General features: G+C 65.3%; 22 protein-coding genes and 1 riboswitch. Of the genes, 13 read left to right on the forward strand and 9 right to left on the reverse strand.

Annotated elements, in window-relative coordinates; translation table 11 throughout:
* The first annotated feature begins 16 nt into the window (after nt 1–16).
* The gene (locus tag P7644_RS12695) at nt 17–184 is read left to right on the forward strand and encodes a hypothetical protein (protein WP_404299634.1); all 168 of its coding nucleotides are present in this window, start codon (nt 17–19) and stop codon (nt 182–184) included.
* 123 nt (nt 185–307) lie between these two features.
* On the opposite strand, the gene P7644_RS12700 is transcribed toward P7644_RS12695, so the two are convergent.
* Nucleotides 308–748: a universal stress protein gene (locus P7644_RS12700; RefSeq protein ID WP_404299635.1), complete on the reverse strand. Its 441-nt coding sequence runs from the start codon at nt 746–748 to the stop codon at nt 308–310.
* Nucleotides 749–872: 124 nt separating this feature from the next.
* On the reverse strand, nt 873–1,628 hold the full coding sequence (locus P7644_RS12705; RefSeq protein WP_404303195.1) for a 2OG-Fe dioxygenase family protein: 756 nt from the start codon (nt 1,626–1,628) through the stop codon (nt 873–875).
* Between the two features lie 272 nt (nt 1,629–1,900).
* Between P7644_RS12705 and P7644_RS12710 the strand changes: the two genes are divergently transcribed.
* A complete protein-coding gene (locus P7644_RS12710; protein ID WP_404299636.1) occupies nt 1,901–2,908 on the forward strand; it encodes a D-2-hydroxyacid dehydrogenase family protein in 1,008 nt (335 codons plus the stop codon).
* Between the two features lie 131 nt (nt 2,909–3,039).
* Here the strand turns inward: P7644_RS12710 and acs are convergent, their stop codons facing one another.
* Nucleotides 3,040–5,037, reverse strand: coding sequence for an acetate--CoA ligase (gene acs / locus P7644_RS12715; protein WP_404299637.1), 1,998 nt, complete (start codon nt 5,035–5,037; stop codon nt 3,040–3,042).
* 523 nt (nt 5,038–5,560) lie between these two features.
* Here acs and proV point away from each other — a divergent pair.
* The 4 genes from proV (at nt 5,561) to P7644_RS12735 (ending at nt 9,909) form a co-directional block, all read left to right on the forward strand.
* Complete coding sequence (gene proV, locus P7644_RS12720) at nt 5,561–6,850, forward strand: glycine betaine/L-proline ABC transporter ATP-binding protein ProV (RefSeq protein WP_404299638.1); 1,290 nt, start codon at nt 5,561–5,563, stop codon at nt 6,848–6,850.
* Between the two features lie 15 nt (nt 6,851–6,865).
* Complete coding sequence (proW, locus tag P7644_RS12725; protein ID WP_404299639.1) at nt 6,866–7,966, forward strand: glycine betaine/L-proline ABC transporter permease ProW; 1,101 nt, start codon at nt 6,866–6,868, stop codon at nt 7,964–7,966.
* A gap of 78 nt (nt 7,967–8,044) precedes the next feature.
* Nucleotides 8,045–9,052, forward strand: a complete 1,008-nt coding sequence (gene proX / locus P7644_RS12730) for a glycine betaine/L-proline ABC transporter substrate-binding protein ProX (protein WP_404299640.1) — start codon at nt 8,045–8,047, stop codon at nt 9,050–9,052.
* Nucleotides 9,053–9,132: 80 nt separating this feature from the next.
* Nucleotides 9,133–9,909, forward strand: coding sequence for a Crp/Fnr family transcriptional regulator (locus P7644_RS12735; RefSeq protein ID WP_404299641.1), 777 nt, complete (start codon nt 9,133–9,135; stop codon nt 9,907–9,909).
* A 12-nt stretch (nt 9,910–9,921) separates the two neighbouring features.
* On the opposite strand, the gene fumC is transcribed toward P7644_RS12735, so the two are convergent.
* Entirely contained in the window at nt 9,922–11,313 is a 1,392-nt protein-coding gene (fumC, locus tag P7644_RS12740; protein ID WP_404299642.1) for a class II fumarate hydratase, read from the reverse strand.
* 355 nt (nt 11,314–11,668) lie between these two features.
* On the opposite strand from fumC, the gene P7644_RS12745 reads away from it, so the two are divergent.
* Entirely contained in the window at nt 11,669–13,228 is a 1,560-nt protein-coding gene (locus P7644_RS12745; RefSeq protein ID WP_404299643.1) for a fumarate hydratase, read from the forward strand.
* A 53-nt stretch (nt 13,229–13,281) separates the two neighbouring features.
* On the opposite strand, the gene P7644_RS12750 is transcribed toward P7644_RS12745, so the two are convergent.
* Nucleotides 13,282–14,535, reverse strand: a complete 1,254-nt coding sequence (locus P7644_RS12750; protein ID WP_404299644.1) for an IS4 family transposase — start codon at nt 14,533–14,535, stop codon at nt 13,282–13,284.
* A 357-nt stretch (nt 14,536–14,892) separates the two neighbouring features.
* Between P7644_RS12750 and P7644_RS12755 the strand changes: the two genes are divergently transcribed.
* On the forward strand, nt 14,893–15,357 hold the full coding sequence (locus P7644_RS12755) for a hypothetical protein (RefSeq protein ID WP_404299645.1): 465 nt from the start codon (nt 14,893–14,895) through the stop codon (nt 15,355–15,357).
* Nucleotides 15,358–15,557: 200 nt separating this feature from the next.
* Here the strand turns inward: P7644_RS12755 and P7644_RS12760 are convergent, their stop codons facing one another.
* Nucleotides 15,558–17,501, reverse strand: a complete 1,944-nt coding sequence (locus P7644_RS12760; protein ID WP_404299646.1) for a diguanylate cyclase — start codon at nt 17,499–17,501, stop codon at nt 15,558–15,560.
* 164 nt (nt 17,502–17,665) lie between these two features.
* A riboswitch (S-adenosyl-L-homocysteine riboswitch) is annotated at nt 17,666–17,746 on the forward strand.
* A 138-nt stretch (nt 17,747–17,884) separates the two neighbouring features.
* On the opposite strand from P7644_RS12760, the gene P7644_RS12765 reads away from it, so the two are divergent.
* The 3 genes from P7644_RS12765 to P7644_RS12775 all read left to right on the forward strand — a co-directional run bounded on the left by P7644_RS12765 (nt 17,885) and on the right by P7644_RS12775 (nt 20,194).
* Nucleotides 17,885–18,895, forward strand: coding sequence for a YcjF family protein (locus P7644_RS12765; RefSeq protein ID WP_404299647.1), 1,011 nt, complete (start codon nt 17,885–17,887; stop codon nt 18,893–18,895).
* Between the two features lie 306 nt (nt 18,896–19,201).
* On the forward strand, nt 19,202–19,498 hold the full coding sequence (locus P7644_RS12770; protein WP_404299648.1) for a hypothetical protein: 297 nt from the start codon (nt 19,202–19,204) through the stop codon (nt 19,496–19,498).
* A 54-nt stretch (nt 19,499–19,552) separates the two neighbouring features.
* Nucleotides 19,553–20,194, forward strand: a complete 642-nt coding sequence (locus P7644_RS12775) for a glycoside hydrolase family 19 protein (RefSeq protein ID WP_404299649.1) — start codon at nt 19,553–19,555, stop codon at nt 20,192–20,194.
* A 9-nt stretch (nt 20,195–20,203) separates the two neighbouring features.
* Here the strand turns inward: P7644_RS12775 and pmbA are convergent, their stop codons facing one another.
* Nucleotides 20,204–21,625: a metalloprotease PmbA gene (gene pmbA / locus P7644_RS12780; RefSeq protein ID WP_404299650.1), complete on the reverse strand. Its 1,422-nt coding sequence runs from the start codon at nt 21,623–21,625 to the stop codon at nt 20,204–20,206.
* Nucleotides 21,626–21,703: 78 nt separating this feature from the next.
* On the opposite strand from pmbA, the gene yjgA reads away from it, so the two are divergent.
* Entirely contained in the window at nt 21,704–22,387 is a 684-nt protein-coding gene (gene yjgA / locus P7644_RS12785; protein ID WP_404299651.1) for a ribosome biogenesis factor YjgA, read from the forward strand.
* Entirely contained in the window at nt 22,368–22,967 is a 600-nt protein-coding gene (mog, locus tag P7644_RS12790) for a molybdopterin adenylyltransferase (protein WP_404299652.1), read from the forward strand. Before yjgA ends, mog begins: the two co-directional genes overlap by 20 nt.
* 33 nt (nt 22,968–23,000) lie before the next feature.
* Here mog and P7644_RS12795 read toward each other — a convergent pair whose 3' ends face one another.
* Complete coding sequence (locus tag P7644_RS12795) at nt 23,001–23,663, reverse strand: nitroreductase (protein WP_404299653.1); 663 nt, start codon at nt 23,661–23,663, stop codon at nt 23,001–23,003.
* Between the two features lie 41 nt (nt 23,664–23,704).
* Nucleotides 23,705–24,496: a serine O-acetyltransferase gene (gene cysE, locus P7644_RS12800; protein ID WP_404299654.1), complete on the reverse strand. Its 792-nt coding sequence runs from the start codon at nt 24,494–24,496 to the stop codon at nt 23,705–23,707.
* Nucleotides 24,497–24,530: the final 34 nt, after the last annotated feature.

Consider the following 24,530-nt stretch of genomic DNA (forward strand, 5'->3'; position numbering starts at 1 on the left):
GCACCAGGATCACGCCATGACACGACACACCACATTGCGCCTGGCCTTCTGGGTCACTCTTGCCGCCTTCCTGGCCTGGGACTGGGCCAGCTCCGCACCAGTGGACCTGCGCCTGGAGGCGCCGCTGATAGCGGCTGGCTCGGGCAAGGCCGCCTCGGGCGGGCATTGCTCGATGCCGGACTGAAAGGCAGAGCATCTTTTACCCAAGCACGCTCGTCGCGCCAAAACGCACCCGCTTTTCGTTCGGGCTGCGGGGCGTTGATTTCGACGCCCTTACCGGTCCGCTATCACACGGAAGGTGCGGGCCTTATTCGCGCACGACCAGCACGGGCACACGCGCCACGCCCAGCACCCGCTGCGTCACACTGCCCAGCACCAACTTCTCCAGGCCCCGGCGACCATGCGAGCCGATGACGATGAGATCGGCTCCCGTGCTCTCCAGCGCGCGCTGAATGCCGTCATGCACGGCATGGCCCTCGCCAACCATGGTGCTCACATTGGCCACACCCGCCTGGCTGATGGCGACCTTGGCGGCATCCAGCGCGGCATTGGCCTCAGCCGTGGCAGCGCTCAAGTACTGGGCCTGGCCGTAGGCGAAATCGGCCCCCACGCCGGTGAATGGGTAGGGATCTATCACATACAGCGCCGTCACCGTGCTACCAAAGGTCTTGGCCAGGGCCGCTGCCTTGGCCACGGCCTTCATGGATGTTTCCGAGCCATCGACGGGAATCAAAATGTGCTTGAACATGGAATCTCCTCATTGAAATAGGTGCGGTGCCTTGATGCCAGGGAGCCTATTGGACGTGGAAGTCGTCGGCCAGGCTGCTCGCAGTGTGGCGCCATGCTGCATCTCGATGCCTGATGCGCATCAATTATTGAGCTACATCCTCCAGGAAGCCACCCCGGCGACAGGTCAGCACCAGCGTATCACGCCAGCCGCCCTGCTCATCATCCGGCTGGATGGGGGTGGTTTCATGGATCATGCGCGCATCGTCGAGCAGCATCACGGACCAGGGCTCGCTGAGCGTGAAGCGCTGTCCATCAGGTCCAGCGGCCTCGAAAATGCGGGTCTCTCCGCCCTTCACGCCCTGGCGGCCCACCAGAAAAACAGCCACCAGATCCACACCATCACGATGCGCGCCCTCGGGCGTGGGCCGTCCGATGCCGCCTGCGGTGTCGATCCGAAACTGGTGCGCCTCGATGAAGCAGCGCCCGGGCCCCGTTGCCAAGACCTGCTGCGAAAGCCCTGCCAAGGCCCGCATCAGCCGGCCCCACACGGGCGCCGCCACGGTCACATCCCGCATTGGCGCAAACCAGCGCCGCATCCCGCCGTGCAAGGCGTTGTACTCCACGGGCTGCCAATGCGCGCGGTGCGGCGTCTGGCTCACGACCGCGCCATCCACAATGAAGCATGCATGGCGTCGACGCCGGTAACGCCCGCCGTCCTTCAGAAAATCATCGAGCGGCAGTTCGGTCCAATCCGAGGACAGCGCCTGCAATTCGGCCTGCTCGCAGCCTATCCAAGCCATCGTGTCGCGTGGTTGCAAAACAGCGTATCCGCAATCACGCAACTGCTGTGCCATATCGCTGGCTGGAGTGTATGGAGGGGAGAAACTGACGTGCGCCATGCATGCAAGCTTAACGGCTTTGGACACAGGCTTCTGGCATAGACGCAACTCGATGCCGATCAGCAATCATGGCGGCACAGCCGTAATTTGTAATCATGTGTCGCTGCACTGCTGGATTTCGTCCCACCCAGCCCATGGGGAACCCGTCATCAACGACAATCGCCCATCAATGCCACAGGCAAGCCAAGCCATTGGATTTTTTGCACATCAAGGAACCGGGACGAATGCCTTCCCATTCGCCCTTGATGCCCAGGCCGGATGTACACGACAAGATGAACATCGTAATACTTGACGATTACCAGGATGCAGTGCGCAAGCTCCACTGCGCAGCGCGGCTCGACCCCTACTCGGCCAAGGTCTATACCAACAACGTCAAAGGTCTGGGCCAGTTGTCGGTGCGCCTGCGCGATGCCGACATCATTGTTTTGATTCGTGACCGCACGCACATCACGCGCCAACTGGTGGACAAGCTGCCGCGTCTCAAGCTCCTTGCACAGACGGGGCGCGTCGGCTCCCATATCGACATCGCGGCTTGCACCGAGCGTGGGATCGCCGTGACCGAGGGCGTGAGTTCGCCCGTGGCACCCGCCGAGCTGACCTGGGCGCTGATCATGGCCGCCATGCGCCGCCTACCCCAGTACATCTCCAACCTCAAACACGGGGCCTGGCAGCAATCAGGTCTGCGCGCCGCATCCATGCCAGCCAACTTCGGGCTCGGCAGCGTGCTGCGCGGCAAGACGCTTGGTATCTGGGGCTATGGCCGCATCGGGCAAATCGTCGCCGGCTATGGCCGCGCATTCGGCATGAATGTGAGAGTCTGGGGCCGTGAGGCATCGCGCGCACAGGCCTTGAGCGACGGCCTGCAGGTCGCCAGCACCAAAGCCGACTTTTTCTCGCAATGCGATGTGGTGTCGCTGCACCTGCGACTCACGGACGAGACGCGCGGCATGATCACGCTGGAGGATCTGTCGCGCATGAAGCCCACCTCGCTGTTCGTGAACACGTCGCGCGCAGAACTCATAGAAGCTGACGCGCTGCTCGCCGCACTCAACCGGGGACGCCCAGGCATGGCCGCCGTCGACGTTTTTGAAAGCGAGCCCATCCTGCAAGGCCATGCACTCCTGCGGCTGGAAAACTGCATTTGCACGCCCCACATCGGCTATGTGGAACAAGACAGCTATGAGCTTTATTTTGGCGCAGCCTTCGACAATGTCGTCAACTACATCAAGGGCACGCCCAGCAACATCGTGAATCCCGGAGCCCTGCAGGTACGCCGCTGAGTGATCAGTTGTTCTGCGCCAACTGATCCAAAATTGCGGGGCTTTGGTGAGCACGTCACATCGCCGCGCGATATGAGTGCTCCCCCAATCCGGCCAGTGCTGCGCACCCGCGCCTTGCGGCGCGGTCTGCATCAGTTGTTCTGCGCCAACTGATCCAGGATGGCCGGATTTTCCAGCGTGCTGGTGTCCTGGGTGATGGATTCACCCTTGGCCAGGCTGCGCAGCAGGCGGCGCATGATCTTGCCGCTGCGCGTCTTGGGCAGGTTTTCGCCAAAGCGGATGTCCTTGGGCTTGGCGATGGGGCCGATCTCCTTGGCCACCCAGTCGCGCAGTTCCTTGGCTATTTGTGCCGCCTCCTCGCCGGTTGGGCGTGGGCGCTTCAACACCACGAAGGCGCAGATGGCCTCGCCGGTCAGGTCATCGGGGCGGCCCACCACGGCGGCCTCTGCCACCAGGTCGCTCTTGGACACCAGGGCGGACTCGATCTCCATCGTGCCCATGCGGTGGCCCGAGACGTTGAGCACGTCGTCGATGCGGCCGGTGACGCGGAAGTACCCGGTCTTGGCATCGCGCACCGCGCCGTCGCCGGCGAGGTAAATCTTGCCACCCATCTCCTCGGGGAAGTAGGCCTTCTTGAAACGCTCGGGGTCGCCCCAGATGGTGCGGATCATCGATGGCCAAGGGCGCTTGATGACCAGCAGGCCGCCCGAGCCGTTGGGCAGGTCGTGACCGGTTTCATCGACGATGGCCGCCGCAATGCCCGGCAGCGGCAGCGTGCAGGAGCCCGGCACCAGCGGGGTAGCTCCCGGCAGCGGGGTGATGAGATGGCCGCCGTTTTCCGTCTGCCACCAGGTATCGACGATGGGGCAGCGCTCGCCGCCCACGTTTTTGTAGTACCACATCCAGGCTTCGGGGTTGATGGGCTCGCCCACGCTGCCCAGGATGCGCAGGCTCGACAGATCCGATTTTTTCGGATGCACTGCCTCATCCGAATCAGCCGCCTTGATGAGAGAACGAATGGCCGTGGGCGCGGTGTAGAACACGCTGACCTTGTGGCGCTCGATCATTTGCCAGAAACGGCCGGCGTTGGGATAGGTGGGCACGCCCTCGAACACCACCTCGGTGGCGCCCGCGGCCAGAGGCCCGTAGGTGATGTAGGTGTGGCCCGTGACCCAGCCGATGTCGGCCGTGCACCAGAACACGTCGCTGGGCTGGATGTCAAAGGTCCAGTCCATGGTCAGCTTGGCCCACAGCATGTAGCCGCCGGTGGAGTGCTGCACGCCCTTGGGCTTGCCCGTGGAGCCGGAGGTGTAGAGCACGAACAGCGGGTGCTCGGCATTCACCGGCACCGGGGCGCATTCGGTGCTTTGGCCTTGCAGCGCCTCGGTAAACGATACGTCGCGCCCGTCCACGCGGTTCCAGGCCGTGGCCGTGCGCTCGTACACGAACACGGTCTTGACGCACTCGCAGCCGCCGGAGGCGATGGCCTCGTCCACGATGGACTTGAGCGGCAGTTCCTTGCCGCCACGCAGCTGGTAGTTGGCGGTGATCACGGCCACGGCGCCGGCATCCTGGATGCGCTCCTGCACCGCCTTGGCCGAGAAGCCGCCGAACACCACACTGTGCGTGGCGCCAATGCGCGCGCAGGCCTGCATGGCCACGATGCCCTCGATGGTCATGGGCATGTAGATCAGCACGCGGTCGCCCTTTTTCACGCCGCGGGTCTTGAGGGCATTGGCGAACTGGCTCACGCGCGCCAGCAGCTCCTTGTAGGTGACCTTGGTGACCTCGCCGCCGTCGGCCTCAAAGATGATGGCGGTCTTGTTCTCGACCGGCGTGCCCATGTGCTTGTCCAGGCAGTTGGCGCTGGCGTTGAGCTCGCCGTCGGCAAACCACTTGTAGAAGGGCGCTTCGGACTCGTCCAGGGTTTGCGTGAAGGGGCGGGTCCAGGTAAGGTTTTCACGTGCCAGACGGGCCCAGAAGCCCTCGAAGTCCTTGTCGGCCTCGGCACACAGTGCCTCGTAACCAGCCATGCCGGAAATGCGCGCCGCCTTCACCAGGCTTTCGGCCGGGGGAAAGATGCGGTTTTCGACCAGAACGGACTGAATGGCGGAAGGGGATGCACTCATGTGGTTTGTCTCCAATGGCTGAAAAATCCGGGCGTACTTTCGTGCCTGCTACTTACAAGCCACTGACGCGTCAGCGGCTGACAGCGTCGTGACACGGGCAGATGCATACGCCCTCGCGTATAGCATTTTTTGAAAAACTTGTGTTTTGACTCCACGGCTTTGCATTTATATACTTTTCTAATGTTTCACCACCTGCCACGCAGGTCGCTTGCTCTTGTTTCCATAGATCAGGAGTAGGTTTTCAACATGTTGGCACCGCTTGCAGCAGCAACGCCGTTGCCGACTCATGGCCGCCAGATGCGGCCCTGATGCTTTCCGGGCTCTTGCGCACCGCCTCGGGTGCCATGCGAGCCGCTTTTTGTCACTTTCGTTGAACGTCCGGGTTGCTTGACTCCCCAGGCATGTGTCCTGTGTTGCGCGCGCCTGTGCGCAGCCATTGCGGCTCCAGCGCGGCCCACAACCGGCCAGCACGGCCTGGAACAGGCGCCAGCAAGGTTCAACCCATCTTTACAGGAGCGTCATGATGGCCAAACCCATCACTATCGACCAGGTTTTCAAGGTCTTCGGCGATGCGCCGCAGCAGGCCATGGAACTGGTGCGTCAAGGCCTGAGCAAGCAGGAAATCCTGCAGCGCACGGGCCATTCGATCGGCGTGTTCGACGCCAGCTTCACGATAGGCGCCGGCGAGATCTTCGTCGTCATGGGCCTGTCGGGTTCGGGCAAGTCCACGCTGGTGCGCATGCTCAACCGCCTGATCGAGCCCACGGCCGGGCGCATCCTGATCGACGGCCAGGACATCAACCAGCTCTCCGACAAGGCCTTGCGCCAGCTGCGGCGCAAGGACATCTCCATGGTGTTCCAGTCCTTCGCGCTGATGCCCCACATGACGGTGTTGGACAACACCGCCTTCGGCCTGGAGTTGGCCGGCGTGCAGCGCGGCGAGCGCGAAAAGGCCGCGCAAGAGGCGCTGGAGCAGGTGGGCCTGGCCGACTGGGGCGCGAGCTACCCCGACGAGCTCTCGGGCGGCATGCAGCAGCGCGTGGGCCTGGCCCGGGCGCTTGCGGCCGACCCCTCCATCCTGCTGATGGACGAGGCCTTCTCGGCACTGGACCCCATCATCCGCACCGAGATGCAGTCCGAGCTCTTGCGCCTGCAGCAGGCCCGCCGCCGCACCATCGTCTTCATCTCGCACGACCTGGACGAGGCCATGCGCATTGGCGACCGCATCGCCATCATGAAGGACGGCCAGGTGGTGCAGGTGGGCACGCCCGACGAGATCCTGCGCAACCCGGCGGGCGACTATGTGCGCGACTTTGTGCGCGGCGTGGATGCGGCCGCCGTTTTCAAGGCGCGCGATATAGCGCGCCAGGCGTTCACTGTGGTGTCCGAGCGCAGCGACCGGGGCAGCCGCGCCGCGCTGCGCCTGCTGGAGGACTCGGACCGTGAATACGCCTATGCACTCTCCAGCCGCAAGCAGTACCTGGGCGTGGTGTCCTCGCAGTCACTGCGACGCGCCTTGCACGGCCACCACGGCCCCCTGGGGCTGCAGCATGCCTTCCTGCCCGATGCGCCGGCGTTGGCCGCCGACACCCCGGTGGCCGAGCTGTTCGGCGCCATGGCCAACGCCCCCTGCCCGCTGCCCGTGGTGGATGAAGACGGACGTTTCCTGGGCGTCATCAGCCGCACCACGTTGATGAAGTTCCTCGACCGCGACACGCCGCCGATACCACCGTCGCAGGACGAACGCAGCCCCCTGACCCTGAACCCGCAATTTCCGTATGGCACCGCCAACCCCGTGATGCCCAACGCCTGAAAACCTAACCACTGCATGAACAGCAACACCTCTGACACCACCGCCCAGAACGACCCCTGGGCCGCCACCAACGCCCCGGCCGATGCCGCAGCCAGCCCTGTCGACCCGTGGAGCACGGACACGCCCAGCGCAGCAGCGCCAGGCAGCGACTGGCTCTTGAGCCCCGACCTCACGGCTGCCGACGAGCAGGCGGGCGGCCTGGGCGCGCTGTGGCAGCAAATCCGCAGCGACGGCCTGCCCGTGCAGGCCTGGATCAACGACGGCCTGCACTGGGCGGTGGAGCACTTCCGTCCCTTCTTCCAGGCCGTGCGCACCCCCATCGACGCCACCTTGAACGGCGTCACCGACCTGCTGCTGGCCCTGCCCTGGCCGCTGATGGTGCTGCTGGCCGCGCTGCTGGCCTGGCAGTTTGCCGGGCGCATGCTGGCGCTGGCCACGGCCGTGTCGCTGGCCCTGGTGGTCCTGCTGGGCATCTGGAGCGACGCCATGGTGACCCTGGCACTGGTGCTCACCTCGCTGCTCTTTTGCGTGGCCATCGGCCTGCCGCTGGGCATTGGACTGGCCGCCAGCGACCGCGCCCAGCGCTGGACGCGCCCGCTGCTGGACGCGATGCAAACCACGCCCGCCTTCGTCTACCTGGTGCCCGTGGTGATGCTGTTCGGCATTGGCAACGTGCCCGGCGTCATCGTGACCATCGTGTTTGCGCTGCCGCCGCTGGTGCGTCTGACCAACCTGGGGCTGCGCCAGGTGCGACCGGACCTGATCGAGGCCAGCCGCGCCTACGGCGCCTCGCCCTGGCAGCTGCTCATCAAGGTGCAACTGCCGCTGGCCCTGCCCTCCATCATGGCCGGGATCAACCAGGCACTGATGCTCAGCCTGTCCATGGTCGTCATCGCCTCCATGATCGCCGTGGGCGGCCTGGGGCAGATGGTGCTGCGCGGCATTGGCCGCCTGGACATGGGCCTGGCGACCGTCGGGGGGCTGGGGATCGTACTGCTGGCCATCGTGCTGGACCGCATCACCCAGGCCATGGGCGAGCCACGCCGTGGGAACCAGCGCTGGTGGCAGCGCGGACCGCTGGGACTGCTGCGCAAGCACATCGCACACAAGTCCTGAATTCATAGCTACCAGCGCTTTCTGGAAAAGCGCTATATGCCAATTTGGCTGTTATTTTTTGTTGAAAAGGAGCACCCCATGACTTACACCATCAAACCCCTGCGCCACCTGGCCGTCGCCGGCCTGGCCCTGCTGCTTCTGGGCGCCCAGGCGCAAGAGCTGCCCGGCAAGGGCGTCAAGGTACTGCCGCTCAAGAGCTCGATTGCCGAGGAAACCTTCCAGACCCTGCTGGTCACCAAGGCCCTGGAACAGCTGGGCTACGAGGTGCAAGCCATCAAGGAGGTGGAATACCCGACGGCCCATATCGCCCTGGCCAACGGCGACGCCACCTTCATGGCCGACCACTGGAACCCGCTGCATGCCGACTACTACAAGAACGCCGGCGGCGACGCCAGGCTCTATCGCCAGGGCGTGTATTCGGCCAACGCCGCCCAGGGCTACCTAATCGACAGGAAAACCGCCGAGCAGTACAAGATCACCAACATTGGGCAGTTGAAGGACCCGAAGATCGCCCAGCTGTTCGACAGCAATGGCGACGACAAGGCCGACCTGACCGGCTGCAACCCCGGCTGGGGCTGCGAGGCGGTGATCGAACACCACCTGGACGCCTACGGCCTGCGTGCCACGGTGACGCACAACCAGGGCAGCTACGCCGCACTGATGGCCGACACCATCACGCGCCACCGCGCCGGCAAGCCCATCCTGTACTACACCTGGACGCCCTACTGGGTTAGCAAAGAACTCAAGCCGGGCAAGGACGTGGTGTGGCTGCAGGTGCCGTTCTCCTCGCTGCCGGGCGAGCAAAAAGGCCTGGATACCCGGCTGCCCAACGGCAAGAACTACGGATTTGTGGTCAATAACCAGCAAATCGTGGCCAACAAGGCCTGGGCCGAGCAAAACCCCGCCGCCGCCAGGCTGTTTGCCGTCATGCAGCTGCCCGTGGCCGACATCAACGCCCAGAACCACCTGATGAGCCAGGGACAGAACAAGAGCGCCGATATCGAGCGCCATGTGAACGGCTGGATCCGCGCGCACCAAAAGACCTTCGACGGCTGGCTGGAGCAAGCCCGCGCAGGAGCACACTAACCGAGGCCAGAAAGCGGGCGCCATTGCCGGGCTTCTAGAATGCATGGCGAAGGTAACGCCGTGCCGCCTTCGTCTAGCCCATGAATGCCACTCTGCGCCCCATTCCCGACGCCCAGCCACAGCGCACTTTGCTGACCGCCAAGGAGCGCGAGGCCATTGGCCGCAACCCCTGGTTTGCCACGCTCACACCCTCGCTGCGACACGACATCCTGCGCCTGGGCCACGTCACGCGCCACGAGCATGGCGATGCCATCGTCGAGCAAGGCCTGCCCATACGCAACTGGTTCACCTGCGCCAGCGGCGCGCTGCGTTTTCGGCGCAACACGTCGGCAGGCAAACAGGTCACTCTGGCCTATGTGGAGCCCGGCATCTGGGTGGGCGAGGCCGAGGTGCTCTACGGCCGCCCCTGCACCTACGACGCACACGCGCACGGCCCCACCACGCTGATGAGCGTGCCCGAGGCGGCGCTGCGCGCACTGCTGCTGCAGCACCCCAGTTTCGGCGAGGCCCTGCTCACGCTGCAGGCCCGGAGCATGCGTTCGCTTTACTGCCTGATGGAAGACATGGCCACCATGCCGCTGCGCGCGCGCCTGGCCAAGCAGTTGCTGCATTTGCTGGAACGCTTCGGATCGCGCCACATGGAGCCGCAGGCCAGTCGCCCCCTGGGCCTGTCGCTGGCCCAGGACGAGCTGGCCGGCCTGCTGGGCGGCTCGCGCCAGCGCGTGAACGTGGAGCTGAAATGGCTGGAGCGCCAGGGCATGATCAGCGTACGCCCGCGCGGCATCGTGGTGCATGACGCTCCAGGCCTGCAGGTCCTGGTGGATCAGGCGGCCGACGAGTGCCAGGCCGGCGACTGATGGCCGCGCTGCTCAGCGCCCGACCATCTTTGCCGGCACCACCCATTCATCAAACTGCGCGGCCGTCACATGGCCCAGCGCCAGTGCTGCCTCGCGCAGGCTGGTGCCCTCGTGGTGCGCCTTCTTGGCGATGGCTGCGGCCTTGTCGTAGCCAATGTGGGTGTTGAGCGCCGTCACCAGCATCAGCGAACGCTCCACCAGCTCGGCAATGCGCGCGCGGTTGGGCTCAAGCCCCAAGGCGCAGTGATCGTTGAAGCTCTGCATGCCGTCGGCCAGCAGGCGCACGCTCTGCAGGAAGTTGTGCGCCACCATGGGGCGGAACACGTTCAGCTCGAAGTTGCCCGAGGCCCCGCCCACATTGATCGCCACATCGTTGCCCAGCACCTGCGCGGCCAGCATGGTCAGGGCCTCGCACTGCGTGGGGTTGACCTTGCCGGGCATGATGGACGAACCGGGCTCGTTCTCGGGAATGGTGATCTCGCCGATACCGCTGCGCGGCCCGCTGGCCAGCCAGCGCACGTCGTTGGCGATCTTCATCAAGCTGGCCGCCAGCGTCTTGAGCGCGCCATGCGCCGCCACCAGCGCGTCGCAGCTGGCCAGCGATTCGAACTTGTTGGGCGCGGTGACGAACGGCAGCCCGGTCTGCGCCGCCAGGTCCGCCGCCACCTGGTCCGCATAGCCCTGGGGCGCATTCAGACCCGTGCCCACGGCGGTACCGCCCAGCGCCAGCTCGCACAGGTGCGGCAGCGCGTCGCGCACGTGGCGCTCGCCATGCGCCAGCTGCGCCACCCAGCCGGAAAACTCCTGGCCCAGCGTGAGCGGCGTGGCGTCCTGCAAATGAGTGCGGCCGATCTTCACGATGTCGTCGAACGCCTCGGCCTTGGCCTGCAGCGTGGCGCGCAGCCGTCCAATGGAGGGCAGCAGCCGGTGCGCAAGCGCCTGCACCGCCGCCACATGCATGGCCGTGGGGAACACGTCGTTGCTGGACTGGCTCTTGTTCACGTCGTCGTTGGGATGCACCAGGCGCGCCTCGCCGCGCGCGCCTTTCAACAGCTCGCTGGCGCGGTTCGCCAGTACCTCGTTGACGTTCATGTTGGTCTGCGTGCCCGAGCCCGTCTGCCAGACCACGAGCGGAAACTCGCCCTCATGCCGCCCGGCGATGACCTCGTCGGCCGCGGCCACGATGGCATCCGCCTTGCGCGCATCCAGCAGGCCCAGCGCCTGGTTGACCCGCGCCGAGGCGCGCTTGACCTGGGCCAGCGCGCGGATGATCTCGCGCGGCTGGCGCTCACCCGAGATGTCGAAGTTCTGCAGCGAGCGCTGCGTCTGCGCGCCCCACAACCGGTCGGCCGGCACTTCTATGGGGCCGAAGGTGTCGCGTTCGATGCGGGTGCTGGTGGTCATGGCGGGCGGCCCTTTCGTGTGCTGCGGCGGGACTATGGATGGCTAGGAGGCTGTCGGGCTTGGAGCGCCGAAAGCGAAAATCGGCCCCAGCGAGACCAGTTTTTGCCGGATTTGCAGCCCAATAGCCGAGCTATTGGGCAAAAAGACGGTGAAAAATGGGCCGTTACGGTCGATTTGCAGCCGGTGATTTCCAAGTCCGACAGCCTCCTAAGCGGCTTCATTTCACCGCAATCCATGCGGCACCGAAAGACCTGCCCCCTTGCCCAGCGTGGGCACGCCTATATCCCTGGTTCAGGCCCATGCAAGCTCGGGGGCGATAATCCCCAGGTTTTTTCACCCCACACCCCCTGCCTACATGACCACGACCATCCGCTACAACGACCTGGTGGAATCCGTAGCTGCAGCGCTGCAGTACATCTCCTACTACCACCCCGCCGACTACATCCAGCACCTGGCGCGCGCCTACGAGCGTGAACAATCGCCGGCCGCCAAGGACGCGATGGCGCAGATCCTCACCAACAGCAAGATGAGCGCCACGGGCCACCGCCCGATCTGTCAGGACACGGGCATCGTTAACGTGTTCCTGAAGCTGGGCATGGGCGTGCGCTTTGAGGGCTTTGCCGCCGACCAGAGCCTGGAAGACGCCATCAACGAAGGCGTGCGCCGCGGCTACAACCACCCCGACAACACGCTGCGCGCCTCGGTCGTCGCCGACCCGCACTTCGCGCGCAAGAACACCAAGGACAACACACCCGCCGTCATCAACGTGCAGATCGTGCCCGGCGACAAGCTGGACGTGACCGTGGCCGCCAAGGGCGGCGGCAGCGAGAACAAGTCCAAGATGGTCATGATGAATCCCAGCGACAGCCTGGTGGACTGGGTCCTGAAGACCGTGCCCACCATGGGCGCCGGCTGGTGCCCGCCGGGCATGCTGGGCATCGGCATCGGCGGCACGGCCGAAAAGGCCGTGCTGCTGGCCAAGGAAAGCCTGATGGAAGACCTGGACATGTACGAACTGCAGGCCAAGGCCCGCCGCGGCGAGAAACTGGACCAGGTGGAAGAGCTGCGCCTGGAACTGTACGAGAAGGTCAACGCCCTGGGCATTGGCGCCCAAGGCCTGGGCGGCCTGTCCACGGTGCTGGACATCAAGATCAAGATGTACCCCACCCACGCCGCCAGCAAGCCCGTGGCCATGATCCCCAACTGCGCCGCCACGCGCCACGCCCATTTCGTGATGGACGGCTCCGGCCCGGTCTATATGGACCCGCCCAGCCTGGACCTCTGGCCCAAGGTCGACTGGGCGCCCAACACCGAGACCAGCAAGCGCGTGGACCTCAATACCCTGACCAAGGAAGAAGTCGCCAGCTGGAAGCCCGGGCAGACGCTGCTGCTCAACGGCAAGATGCTCACCGGCCGCGACGCCGCGCACAAGCGCATCCAGGACATGCTGGCCAAGGGCGAAAAGCTGCCCGTGGACTTCACCAACCGCGTCATCTACTACGTGGGCCCCGTGGATCCGGTGCGTGACGAGGCCGTCGGCCCCGCCGGCCCCACCACGGCCACGCGCATGGACAAGTTCACCGACATGATGCTGGAGCAAACCGGCCTAATCGCCATGATCGGCAAGGCCGAGCGCGGCCCCGTCGCCATCGACAGCATCCAGCGCCACCAGAGCGCCTACCTGATGGCCGTGGGCGGCGCCGCCTACCTGGTCAGCAAGGCCATCAAGCACGCCAAGGTGGTGGGCTTCGAAGACCTGGGCATGGAAGCCATCTACGAGTTCGACGTGGTGGACATGCCCGTCACCGTGGCCGTGGACGCGGGCGGCACCAGCGCCCACATCACCGGCCCGGCCGAGTGGCAGAAGCGCATTGCTACGGGGGAATTCAAGGGGATTGAGGTGGCGGCGCTGTAAAAGCGCCCACCGCCCTGCAAAAAGAAAACCGCCTTAGGGCTAATGCCAGTCAGTTAAGAGCTTGCTGGCATTTTCTTTGTGGGGAACTTGCTGCGAGATCGCTTGACCTCACGCGGGAAGCTTCGCCCGCTACGGCGTGCAGGAAGTACGAAGTAGCGGGCCTGTTCAAGCAGCAGTTGCAGGTGTCTCGGCAATGCTCCCGCGCGAGCCAGATGCACGGTGTTGAGTGCGCCAATGATGGCATGCTTGGCTGTGTGGAAGCTGATGCGTACCGGCTCAACCTTCACATGCTGGGCCATCAAGCGCATCCAGCGCCTGAGCAAGGTATGCGCAATCAATACGCCCCAGACCTCCTGTTTGACCAACTCCGGCTGCTTGCTGCGCAGCACGCCTGCGCCCTGTTGCAGCGACTGCTTGATCTCACGAAAGCCAAGTTCAATCTCCCAGCGCTGGCAATACATCTGTGCCAGTTGCGATGCGCCAAAGCGTTCGGAGTCGAGCATCGAGGTGATGAAGCGCCTGCTCTTGCCTTGCACCTCGGTCTGGATCAGGCGCGCTTGCCAGTGGCTTGGCAGTTCGGGGCAAAGTTTCCTGGCACGCTGCGAGATGGGCATGCGGATCAACCAGTCGCCCGCGCCCAGACATTGCACGACTTCATGGCGCAAGTTGTCTCTGGCCCGCATGAGCCAGTGGCGTTGCTCGCCTGCGCCCTGCCAGTCGAGCAGGAATGCCGCAGAGAAGTACGCCCGGTCAAACAAAGTGATGGAGTGATCCAGGCCACGCAGCCCAGCAGCAAGCGTCAGCTCCCCTTGGGTGTAGTCACCCAGTTGTGCATCGAGTAGTTCGTGGCTATCGGTGTCCAGCAGGCACACAGCCCGCACCATGGGCCAGGGCTGGGGACCGTACTGCGTCTGACCACTTCCCAGCACTTGGCGGTTGTCTGCGCTGTTGGGCGCAGACCAGACAACGCCATCGACGGCCAGCACGCGCAAGCGCTCTTCGTGCACGGGATGCGATCTGCCCCAGGCCTGCGTGAGCAGCGCAAACAAGTGCTCCAAGGGTTGCGAGCCCAGCCGCTGGCGAACCTGCACGCTGCTGCTGGGAGCTGGTAACTCTTGCCCCTCAAGGGTCAAGGCCATCTCCTGCACCACCTGCCACATGGGCATGTGGCGAAACAAGGCCAGTCCAATGACCAGCCAGATGGCGTGATCTGCAGGCAGCTTGCGCCGACGTATGGATGCCTTGCCGCTGGCATGCAGTGCTTGCTCGATCCACAGTGGATCAATCAGCGCGCCCAACTCAGTCATCGCGTGAGCGGGCAACCCTGCCCAGCTCTCATCCAAGGAGTTTTGCAGTACGGAAGTCAAACGAAAAAGGGAGCATGACGAACATGCTCCCTTTTTACCCGCCTGTGGCGATCTGCTGTCTTAACTGACTGGCATTAGCCTTAGGGCGGTTTTTCTTCGACCAAAACACACGCCATCGACGCCCTGCCCCTTGTCACCACTCGTTTTTCAAGCACTTGGCGAGCTGAAAACCGTGGCATAGCATTTCTCTGCGGCAGACCGGCTTCGGCATCGGCCCTCGGGGGCGTTGGGTGGCGCAACCCCTACCAAGCCTGCGGACTGCCCGAGAGCGCCCCGCCTGACCAAGGAGAAGCCGAAATGCGATTCGCGCCCCTCATCCTCGCCGCCGCGCTGGCGGGTACAAGTTCACTGACATATGGCGCTGGCCCGCAGCTGCCGCCCACCGAGGCCGCTGCGGTGTTCAAGGCCGCGGGCTTCAAACCCAAGGGCCAGAAATGGTTCGCCTGCGCCGAAGGCCAAGTCTCCGAGGTCCGCGATATCAACGGTGATGGACTTCCCGAGGTCATCATCACCGAGAGCGGGACCGAGTGCCACGGCATGACCGGCGAGGGATACAGCCTCGTCAGCAAGCAGCCCAACGGTGCCTGGAAACGCATGTCCGCAGGCACGGGCATCCCCCTCTTTCTCCAGAGCCGCGGTGTTGGTGGATGGCCGGACCTGCAGGTTGGCGGTCCGGGCTTTTGCTTCCCCGTGCTGCGCTGGAATGGACGGGCCTACAGCCTGCACCGCTACGAGTACGAGGGGAAGCGCTGCAAGCCGTAGCCCCATGTGTTGCACTGAGGCTGCGGTTTTCCTGCCGCCACATGGCTGCCGCCTGGCGCTCACTTTCTTTCAGCTGGTTGTAGCTCATCTTGGCCTCAATTTTCGGGGGGTTGCACTTCCGATTTGAGGCCGCCGCGCATCGCAGCGGCGTCACGGCGAGGTCGCTGGAGTTGGGGCGGGGCGCGTAGCGCCATGGGGGGTCAGAAATCCCCGTGCTGCCACATGTCCTGGGTGAAGCGCACGCACTGGTTGCGACCGTTGTCCTTGGCGCGGTAGAGCGCCACGTCGGCGTACTTGATGGCCTGCCAGAAACCGTCGGTGTCGCCGGGGAACTCGGCCACACCGATGGAGATGGTCTTGTGCAGCACCTTGTCGCCCACCGTGACTTTCATGCCCTCGATCGCCTGGCGGATCTTCTCGGCCACCAGCATGGCGTCGTCGGGCTGCACGTCCATGAGCAGCACCAGGAATTCCTCGCCGCCGAAACGGATCACGATGTCCGATTCGCGCACCGCGTTCTTCAGCACGATGGCGGTCTCGCGCAGGATCAGGTCGCCCGCATCGTGGCCGTGCGTGTCGTTGACCTGCTTGAAGTAGTCGATGTCGCAGACCAGCAGGCCGATCTGCGTGCGCCGGCGCAGCACGCCGCTGATGATCTGGGCCGTGTGGTCCTGCAGGAAGCGGCGGTTGTAGAGCCCGGTCATCGGATCCACCAAGGCCGACTCGCGCAGCGTCTGCATCAGGCGTTTGGCCTCGATGACCGACAGCGACTGGTTGATGTAGGTTTCCGCGTTGAACAGCTTCTGCGGCGTGGTGGTGTCGCGCATCGTGCCCGCCGGGTCGGCGGCGAAGCGCAGCTGCACCACGCCGCCGGCGATGCCGCCGGCCACCAGCGGGATGCAGATATGGCCCATGCCGGCCTCGGGCACGAAGCGGCGGCACACGCCCGGGAATTCGAAGGACGAGACCTTGTGCCCGGTCTTGACGGCGCGGCACTGGTTGCAGTCGGTCAGGATGTCGGCGTCGCAGTGCATCACGGCGTCGCCGACCAGCGGCGGGTGGGCCACGCGCATGGCCTTCTTCTGCGCGTTGACGTCGTAGACGGTGTAGTCGCGGATGCCCAGTTCGGTTTCGAACACGTCGCCCAGCCGGTGGTAAACGTCGTCGAGCGCGGCATCCTCCTCGATCACCTTCTTGTAGACCGTCATGCCGTAGACGCTGTCGACCAGGGTGTTGAACTTCTTCGAGAGCGTGCCGATTTCGTCTTCCGATTTGATCGCGACCTTCTTGGCCAGGTTGATGTCGCCCGTGCTCAGCGAGTCGATCTGCTGGATGATGGCCGCAATCGGGCGCTGGAAGGCCACGATGATCCAGCGCACGAAGAAGAACAGCAGCGTCGAGGCGATCAGCAGCACGATGAGGATGGCGTTCACCGATTCGCGGATGATCTGGTAGATGCCGTTGTTGATGTCGCCGTAGGACTCGGCCACGCTCTTGGCGTGCTGCATGGTCCGCGTGATGCCCTCGGCCACGCGCAGGCGGGCGGCGTCGAAGGCGGCGGCCGTGGCCTCGGCGTCGCCGCCGCGCGGGGACTTGCGGCGCGCCGTGGTGTAGCCGTCGAGCGCCTGGTCGATGCGGTCGGTCACGACCATGATGTCGCGCAGGTATTCCAGGCTTTCCGGGCTGGCCTTGGCCATCGAGCGCAGCAGGTTCTCCACCAGGCTGCCGCTGACGGCTGTCTGGCGCAGACTCAGCCGAGCGTTGACGGCGCGGATGGACTTGACGTGGTCGCGCATCGACTGCAGCGCCAGCAGGTCGGAGCCGGGTTCGGCGTGTGCGATGAACTGCAGGTCGCGTTCCAGGTTCTGCAGGTGGCCCAGCACCTCGCGCGCGGCCTGGTCGTGCGGCACGATCTGCTCGGCCACCTGGTGGTACTTGTACTGCAGGGCCGTCAGCGCGAACACGGTGACGATGGCCATGGAGCCGAACCAGAACAGCGTGCCCAGCGTCAGCAGCAGGAATTTTTGCTTGATGGGCAGGTCCACGAAGGTCAGCAGCCGCAGGAAGCGGCGCAGCAGGCCGGTGCGTTGTGGTGGATCCAGGCTGTCGGCGCCGTCTCCTCGGCCGCGGGTATCGTCGTGCATGGGGGGGTCGTGGTGGCTGCTGGGCGCCGGGCCGGGCGACAGAGCGCCGAGATTTGTATCAAGAGGTAGCGCCCATTGTGCCCCAAAAGTCCGGGGGCTGGCCCCATGCCCCCGTCCCGCGCCGCACCGGACGGTGTGGGGGCAATCGCCGGCAAAATGCCGGCTCGTCCAAGGAGCGTTGCAGCGGCAGCCAGATGCCGTCAGGCTTGGGCCGTCTTCCCGAATCGCAACGACGCTCACCTGTTTTCCGGTTTTTTGCACAGGTGGGTATGGCAAAACTTGACCCTCTTGTTTCCCCCTGGTTCTCAACCAAGCCCCCCAACGGGGAACCACCCCGCAGCCCCGCACTCCCACTCCCATCCTTTCAACGCCCCAGGAATGCCATGACCGCCGAAGAAATCCGCGCCACCCTTACCCTGTGCCTGATGGCCTCGTTTGCCGACGGCGAGAAGCACGATCGCGAGCGCGAACAAATCCGCCAGGTGGCGCAAGGACTGGCGGGTGACGAGCAGGTCAACCTGCCCGGCCTGTACCAGGACGTGCTGCTGCGCCGCGTGCAGCTGCCCGAAGTTCTGGGCCGCCTTGCCACCCTCGAATCCCGCCAGCTGGCCTACGAAATGGCCGTGTGCGTATGTGAGGCCGACGGCCACACCAGCGCCAAGGAAGATGCCTTCCTGGCCCAGGTACGCCATGCCTGGGGCATGGGGGCCGCGCAGGCACCCGCGGGCTTCGACACCCAGGCCCAGGCCTTGGCCGAAGCGCCCCTGCAGGCGCCGTTGGCCGAACCCGCGCCGTTGCCGGCAGCGGCAACTGCGCCCCACCCCGCTGCCGCGGACACCCTGCCCGCCACGGCCGCGCAGCGCCGCCCCGGCAGCCTGCCGCCCGCGGAGATGGATCGCAAGATCCTGCAGGCGTCGATCATGAACGGCGCCATCGAGCTGCTGCCCGAGAACCTGTCCACCCTGGCCATCATTCCGCTGCAGATGCGGCTGGTCTATCAGATCGGCCAGAGCTACGGCTATGAACTGGATCGCGGCCACATCAAGGACCTGTTGGCCACGCTGGGCGTGGGCCTGACCTCGCAATACCTGGAGCAGGCGGGCCGCAAGCTGCTCAGCGGCCTGCTGGGCAAGGCGGGCAAGGGCCTGCTGGGTGGCCTGGGGCGCCAGGCGGTGAGCAGCGGCATGAGCTTTGCCGCCACCTACGCGCTGGGGCATGTAGCCAACCAGTACTACGCGGGCGGGCGCACGTTGTCCAGCGACATGCTCAAGGACGCCTACCAGCACGTCATGCAGGACGGTCGTGCGCTGCAGGCGCGCTACCTGCCGCAGATGCAGGAAACCGCCCGCCAGCTGGACACGGCCAAGATTTTGTCCATGGTGCGCGGCGGTTGACGCCGCCTGACGTGCCAATTTTGCTATTTATTCAATAGCTTTTGACGCTTTCCGTGCATGGGCTTGATCCGCATTTCATTCAAACCTGGACCAATGCGCAACAGTCTTCCCGCCCGGAACGGGTGAGGACCACTGTATCGGCATATGTAGGACAAGCACGCGACACCGTGGCCATGCGGCGCGCATGCATTGCGTAGCGTGGCTGAAGAATTGATACTGCCGCCGTCGGATAGACAAAAGCGTTTGCATCTGACACGCAGAAGCCCAGCCCGAATCGTATGGTCACACTATCCCAGGAGGACGATCATGCTCAAGCGATTCTTTGATCCCGCAACCATCTATGTCCGTCGTGCCCAGAGCTGTCTGGACGATGCCCGCATGGCCGCGCTGGAGCATGAAAATGCCGCGGAATACCATCTGGCACTGGCCAAGATGTACCGCCATCGCGTCGCTCGGCTGGAGGCGGAGCTTGATCCTGGAAACGGGCAGGCCCGCGTGGTTTCGCAGCCCACGGCACCACTGCCGCGTATCGCGGCGCTCAAAAAACACAAGGAGACGGGTCAAGCGCAACCCGCCTTCCTGGCCCAGGGCGCTACCAGCTGACCCCTTCATGGTGCGTGCAGCGCACTCCTGGGGCCGCGAGGCCAAGGGGGATTTATGACCGTCGCGATCACCGTGGATGACCTTGCCACCCTCGCACCAAATGCCCGCTCCAGTTACCGCGAGGCATTTTCCAATGCCCAGCCGGTGCTCGATCTGTTTGAAATTTCGGCATCTCCCCTGCGCCTTGCGCATTTCATGGCACAGGTGCTCCACGAGAGCGGCGGGCTGGCGATTCAGTTTGAAAACCTCAATTACAGTGCCGCCCGCCTGCCCAAGGTATGGCCCAGCAGGTTCCAGCCGACCGGGCCGCTCAACCCCAACGACTACGCGCACAACCCGCAGAAACTGGCCAACGAGGTGTATGGCAGGCGCATGGGCAACACGGCCCCCAACGATGGTTTCACCTACCGTGGCCGGGGCCTGCTGCAGCTGACGGGCAAGGACAGCTACGGCGAGGCCACCCGGATCGTGCGCGGCAGCTTTCCGGACGCGCCGGACTTTGTGCAGGCGCCCGACGAGGTCATCAGCGCCGATTGGTGCGTGAAGGTGGCGGCAGCCGAGTGGCAGCAAAAGGGCTGCAACGCGAAGGCCGATGCGGACTCCATCAACCTGGTGACCAAGGCCATCAACGGCGGGCTGATTGGGCTGGCGGAGCGCAAGGAGTGGCTCAGGCGCACCAAGGCCGTGTGGCCTTGAGGGGCTGGATCAGCTGCCCGCCACCTTCATGCGGTTGATGAGGATGGAGCCCACGGTCTTGGCGCCGTAGTTGTAGGCGTCGGCGCCCACGGCCTCTATGCCGCGCAGCATGTCCTTGAGGTTTCCGGCGATGGTGATCTCGTGCACGGGGTAGGCGATCTGGCCATTTTCCACCCAGAAGCCGCTGGCGCCGCGCGAGTAGTCGCCCGTCACATAGTTCACACCCTGACCCATGAGCTCGATGACGAACAGGCCCGTGCCCAGCTTCTTCAGCATCGCGTCCAGGTCATCGCCTGCCTGGGTCAGACGCGAGGACAGCACCAGGTTGTGCGATCCGCCCGCGTTACCCGTGGTCTTCATGCCGAGCTTGCGCGCCGAATAGGTGCTGAGGAAGTACCCCTGCACGCGCCCCTCTTCCACCACCTGGCGCGGCGCCACGCGCACACCCTCCTCGTCGAACGGCGAGCTGCCCTTGCCGCCCGGGATGAACGGGTCTTCGCTCACGTCGATGTGATCGGCAAAGACCTGCTTGCCCAACGAATCGACCAGGAAGCTGCTCTTGCGGTACAGCGCGCCGCCGCTCACGGCCTGCACGAAGCTGCCCAGCAGGCCGGCGGCCAGGGGCGATTCGAACAGCACCGGGCATTCGGTGGTGGGAATCTTGCGGCTGCCGAGTCGGGAGAGGGCGCGCTGGGCGGCGTAGCGGCCCACGGCCTCGGGCGCGGCCAGCTCGGTCGCGTCGCGCATCGAGCTGTACCAGGCGTCGCGCTGCATCTCGGCATTGCGCCCAGGCAGCGAGGCAATCGGGGCCACCGAGATGCTGTGGCGCGAGCTGGCGTAGCCGCCGCGAAAGCCGCGCGTGTGGGCGCTGAAGAAGTGGCTTTGCTGCGCGGACACGCCCGCGCCCTCGCTGTTGGTGATGCGCCTGTGGGTCTTGAGGGCCGCTGCCTCGCATTGCAGCGCCAGGCGCGCGGCCTCTTCGCTGGTGATGGCCCAGGGGTGGAACAGCTGCAGGTCGCGGTGGCTGTCCGGCGGGGCGATGTCGGCCTCGTCCGGCAGGCCGGCCACGGGGTCTTCGGCGGTGAAGCGCGCGATGTCGTAGGCGGCCTGCACGGTGCGCTCCACGGCAGCGGGGGAAAAATCGGAGGTGCTGGCGTTGCCGCGCCGGTGGCCCACATACACGGTCACGCCCAGGGACTTGTCGCGGTTGCGCTCCACGGTCTCCAGCTCGCCCTTGCGCACGTTGACAGACAGGCCGCAGCCCTCGGAGGCATCGGCCCCGGCGTCGGTGGCGCCCAGCTTTTTGGCGTGGGCCAGGGCATGGTCTACCAGGCCTTCGAAGAATTCACGGGTATAGCTGAAGCCGCTTTCGGGCTGGGCCGGGTGCTGCGAGGGGGCGACGCGCGTGGCGCGGGAGCTGGGTTTATTCATAGCGGCAGCTATGATACTTGCCGCCCCAATCACCGCACGGCAAACGCCGTTGCGGCACTGTTTCTGCCCCGCCCCACCATGTCACGCAAACCCCAAAAAGGCTATTTTGTGAAGGGCCATTTCGTTGCCGAAGGCAGCGAGCTGGACCTGCAACTGAAGGCCGAACTCAAAGGCACCACGGGTGCCACCAAGACCGACCTGAAACGCGAGATGGAGGCCCTGCAGACACTGGGCGCGGAGCTGCTCACGCTGCGCGCCGACCTGTTTGCCCGCCTTCAACTCCCCGAAAAGCTGCAGGACGCACTGGACGAGGCCCGGCGCATCACCAACTTCGAGGGCAAGCGCCGGCAGATGCAGTTCATCGGCAAGCTCATGCGCAAGCTCGATGACGACACCGTGGCCGCCATCCAGAGCGCGCTGGACGAGCAGCACAGCGGCTCGGCCCACGAGAAACTGGCGCTGCATCAGGCCGAGCACTGGCGCGACCGCCTGATTGCCAGCGACGATGCCCTGCCCCAGTGGCTGCAGCAGTTTCCGGATACCGACACGCAGCAGCTGCGCGCACTGATACGCCAGGCGCGCAAGGACGCGCCACCCGAGGACAAGGCCGCCGTGTCGCAAGGCCTGGCCCCGCGCAAGGGCCGCGCCTACCGCGAGCTGTTCCAGCTGGTACGCGCACAGATGGGCGCTGCACTGGCTCACAATCAAGCCTCACCCGACAGCCACAACGAGGAGGACGGCCATGCCCCACAGCACCCATGAGTACGCGCCGGTCAAGATCGGCATCATCTCCATCAGCGACCGCGCCAGCAGCGGCGACTACGAGGACAAGGGCCTGCCCGCGCTGCACGACTGGCTCAAGCGCGCGCTGCACAACCCGATCACCTTCGAGCCGCGCCTGATCCCCGACGAGAAGCAGCGCATCAGCGCCACGCTGATCGAGCTGGTGGATGCGGGTTGCTCGCTGGTGCTGACGACCGGCGGCACCGGCCCGGCGCTGCGCGACGTGACGCCCGAGGCCACGCTGGCCGTGGCCGACAAGGAGATGCCGGGCTTTGGCGAGCAGATGCGCCAGATCTCGCTGAAGTTCGTGCCCACGGCCATCCTGTCGCGCCAGGTGGCGGTGATACGGGCGCAAAGCCTGATCATCAACCTGCCGGGCCAGCCCAAGGCGATTGCCGAGACGCTGGAGGGCTTGCGCGACGAGAGTGGCGCTCAACTGGTGCCGGGCATCTTCGCCGCCGTCCCTTACTGCATCGACCTGATTGGCGGCCCCTACCTGGAGACGCGCCCCGAGGTCTGCAAGGCCTTTCGGCCCAAGGGCGCCGTGCGCAGCCGCTGACGCGCACCCATGGTCCGCCCGGCCCTGCTGCCGTCAGGCAAAGCCGCGCAGCTCGGCCCATTCGTCCCAGGGCGCGCGCGTGGAACGCAGCGCGTTGATGGGCGCAGCCTTGTCTTCATAGCCCAGGGCCACGCCGCAGGCCACGTGGTAGGGCTCGGGCAGGGCCAGCTGGCGCTGCAGCGTGCCAGCGTAGCGGCGCCAGAAGCCCTGGGCGCAGGTGGCCAGCCCGTGGTGCACGGCCAGCAGCATCAGGGACTGCAGGTATATCCCTAAGTCCGCCCACTGCGGCAGGCCCATGCGCTCGTCCACGCACACGAAGATACCCACGGGGGCGCCGAAGAACTCGGCATTCTTCGCCAGCTGCTCCAGGCGCGCGGCCTTGTCCTCGCGCGGGATGCCGATGGCGCGGTACAGATCCTCGCCATTGGAAAAGCGGCGCGTGCGGTAGGGCTCCCACAGGCCCGGTGGGTAGGATTGGTTGGCGGGACCGTCCTCGCCCTGGGCCGCGGACACGGCGGCTATCACCTGCCGCAGGGGCTCGCCGGTCAGCGCGAGCACGCGCCAGGGCTGCAGGTTGCCGCCGGATGCAGCCTGTGCCGCCTCGTGGAGCAGGGTCTGCACCAGCGCCGCGGGTGGCACTTCAGGCAAAAAGGCGCGCACGGAGCGGCGCTGGCGCAAGGCTTGGGTCACGTCCACTGAGATCTCACTTTCAAGTAATGGCAGAAATGGTTCGGCGCCTATTTGCCGATGATGTCATTGAGCTTGGCAGCCGAGAACTGCTCGCTCAAGGCAGCGTCGCCGGGCACGCAGTCCCGGCCCTGCGGCGTGGTGTGCGAAAGCTTTTCTATGGCCTGCCACAGCAACGCGATCTGGTGCTCCTGCGCACCAGCGCTGTCGATCAGGCCGCGCATGGCCTGGGTGAGCGGGTCGTCCTGCTGGGCCGTGACACCGTAGGCGCTGAATTTGGCTTCGCCGGGCTGCTGCGGCTCGGTCACGTCGGCGCTGTGCCCCTCCCTGGACGGAATGATGCGTGCCGGAATGCCCACGGCCGTGGCACCCGCGGGCACGGGCTTGATGACCACGGCGTTGCTGCCTATCTTGGCGCCGTCGCCCACCTCGAAGCCGCCCAGCACCTTGGCGCCTGCGGCCACCACCACGCCCCGGCCCAGCGTGGGGTGGCGCTTGGCATCCTTGTAGAGCGAGGTGCCACCCAGCGTCACGCCGTGGTAGATGGTGCAGCCGTCGCCCACCACGGCCGTCTCGCCGATCACCACGCCCATGCCGTGGTCGATGAAGACGCGCTCGCCTATGACCGCACCGGGGTGGATCTCTATGCCCGTGAGCCAGCGCGCCACATGCGAGATGAAGCGCCCCAGCCATTTGAGGCCATGCGTCCAGCACCAGTGCGCAGGCAGGTGCAGCCAGATGGCGTGCAGGCCCGGGTAGCAGGTGACCACCTCGAAGCGCGAGCGCGCGGCCGGGTCGCGGTCGAGAATGCACTGGATGTCGGATCGCAGGCGGGCAAGCATGGGGGGGACTGTGGCTGTAACGAAAAAAGGCTTA

It is taken from the genome of Alicycliphilus denitrificans (assembly GCF_044792555.1).
In the GTDB taxonomy this organism is placed as follows: Bacteria; Pseudomonadota; Gammaproteobacteria; order Burkholderiales; family Burkholderiaceae_C; genus Alicycliphilus; species Alicycliphilus denitrificans_A.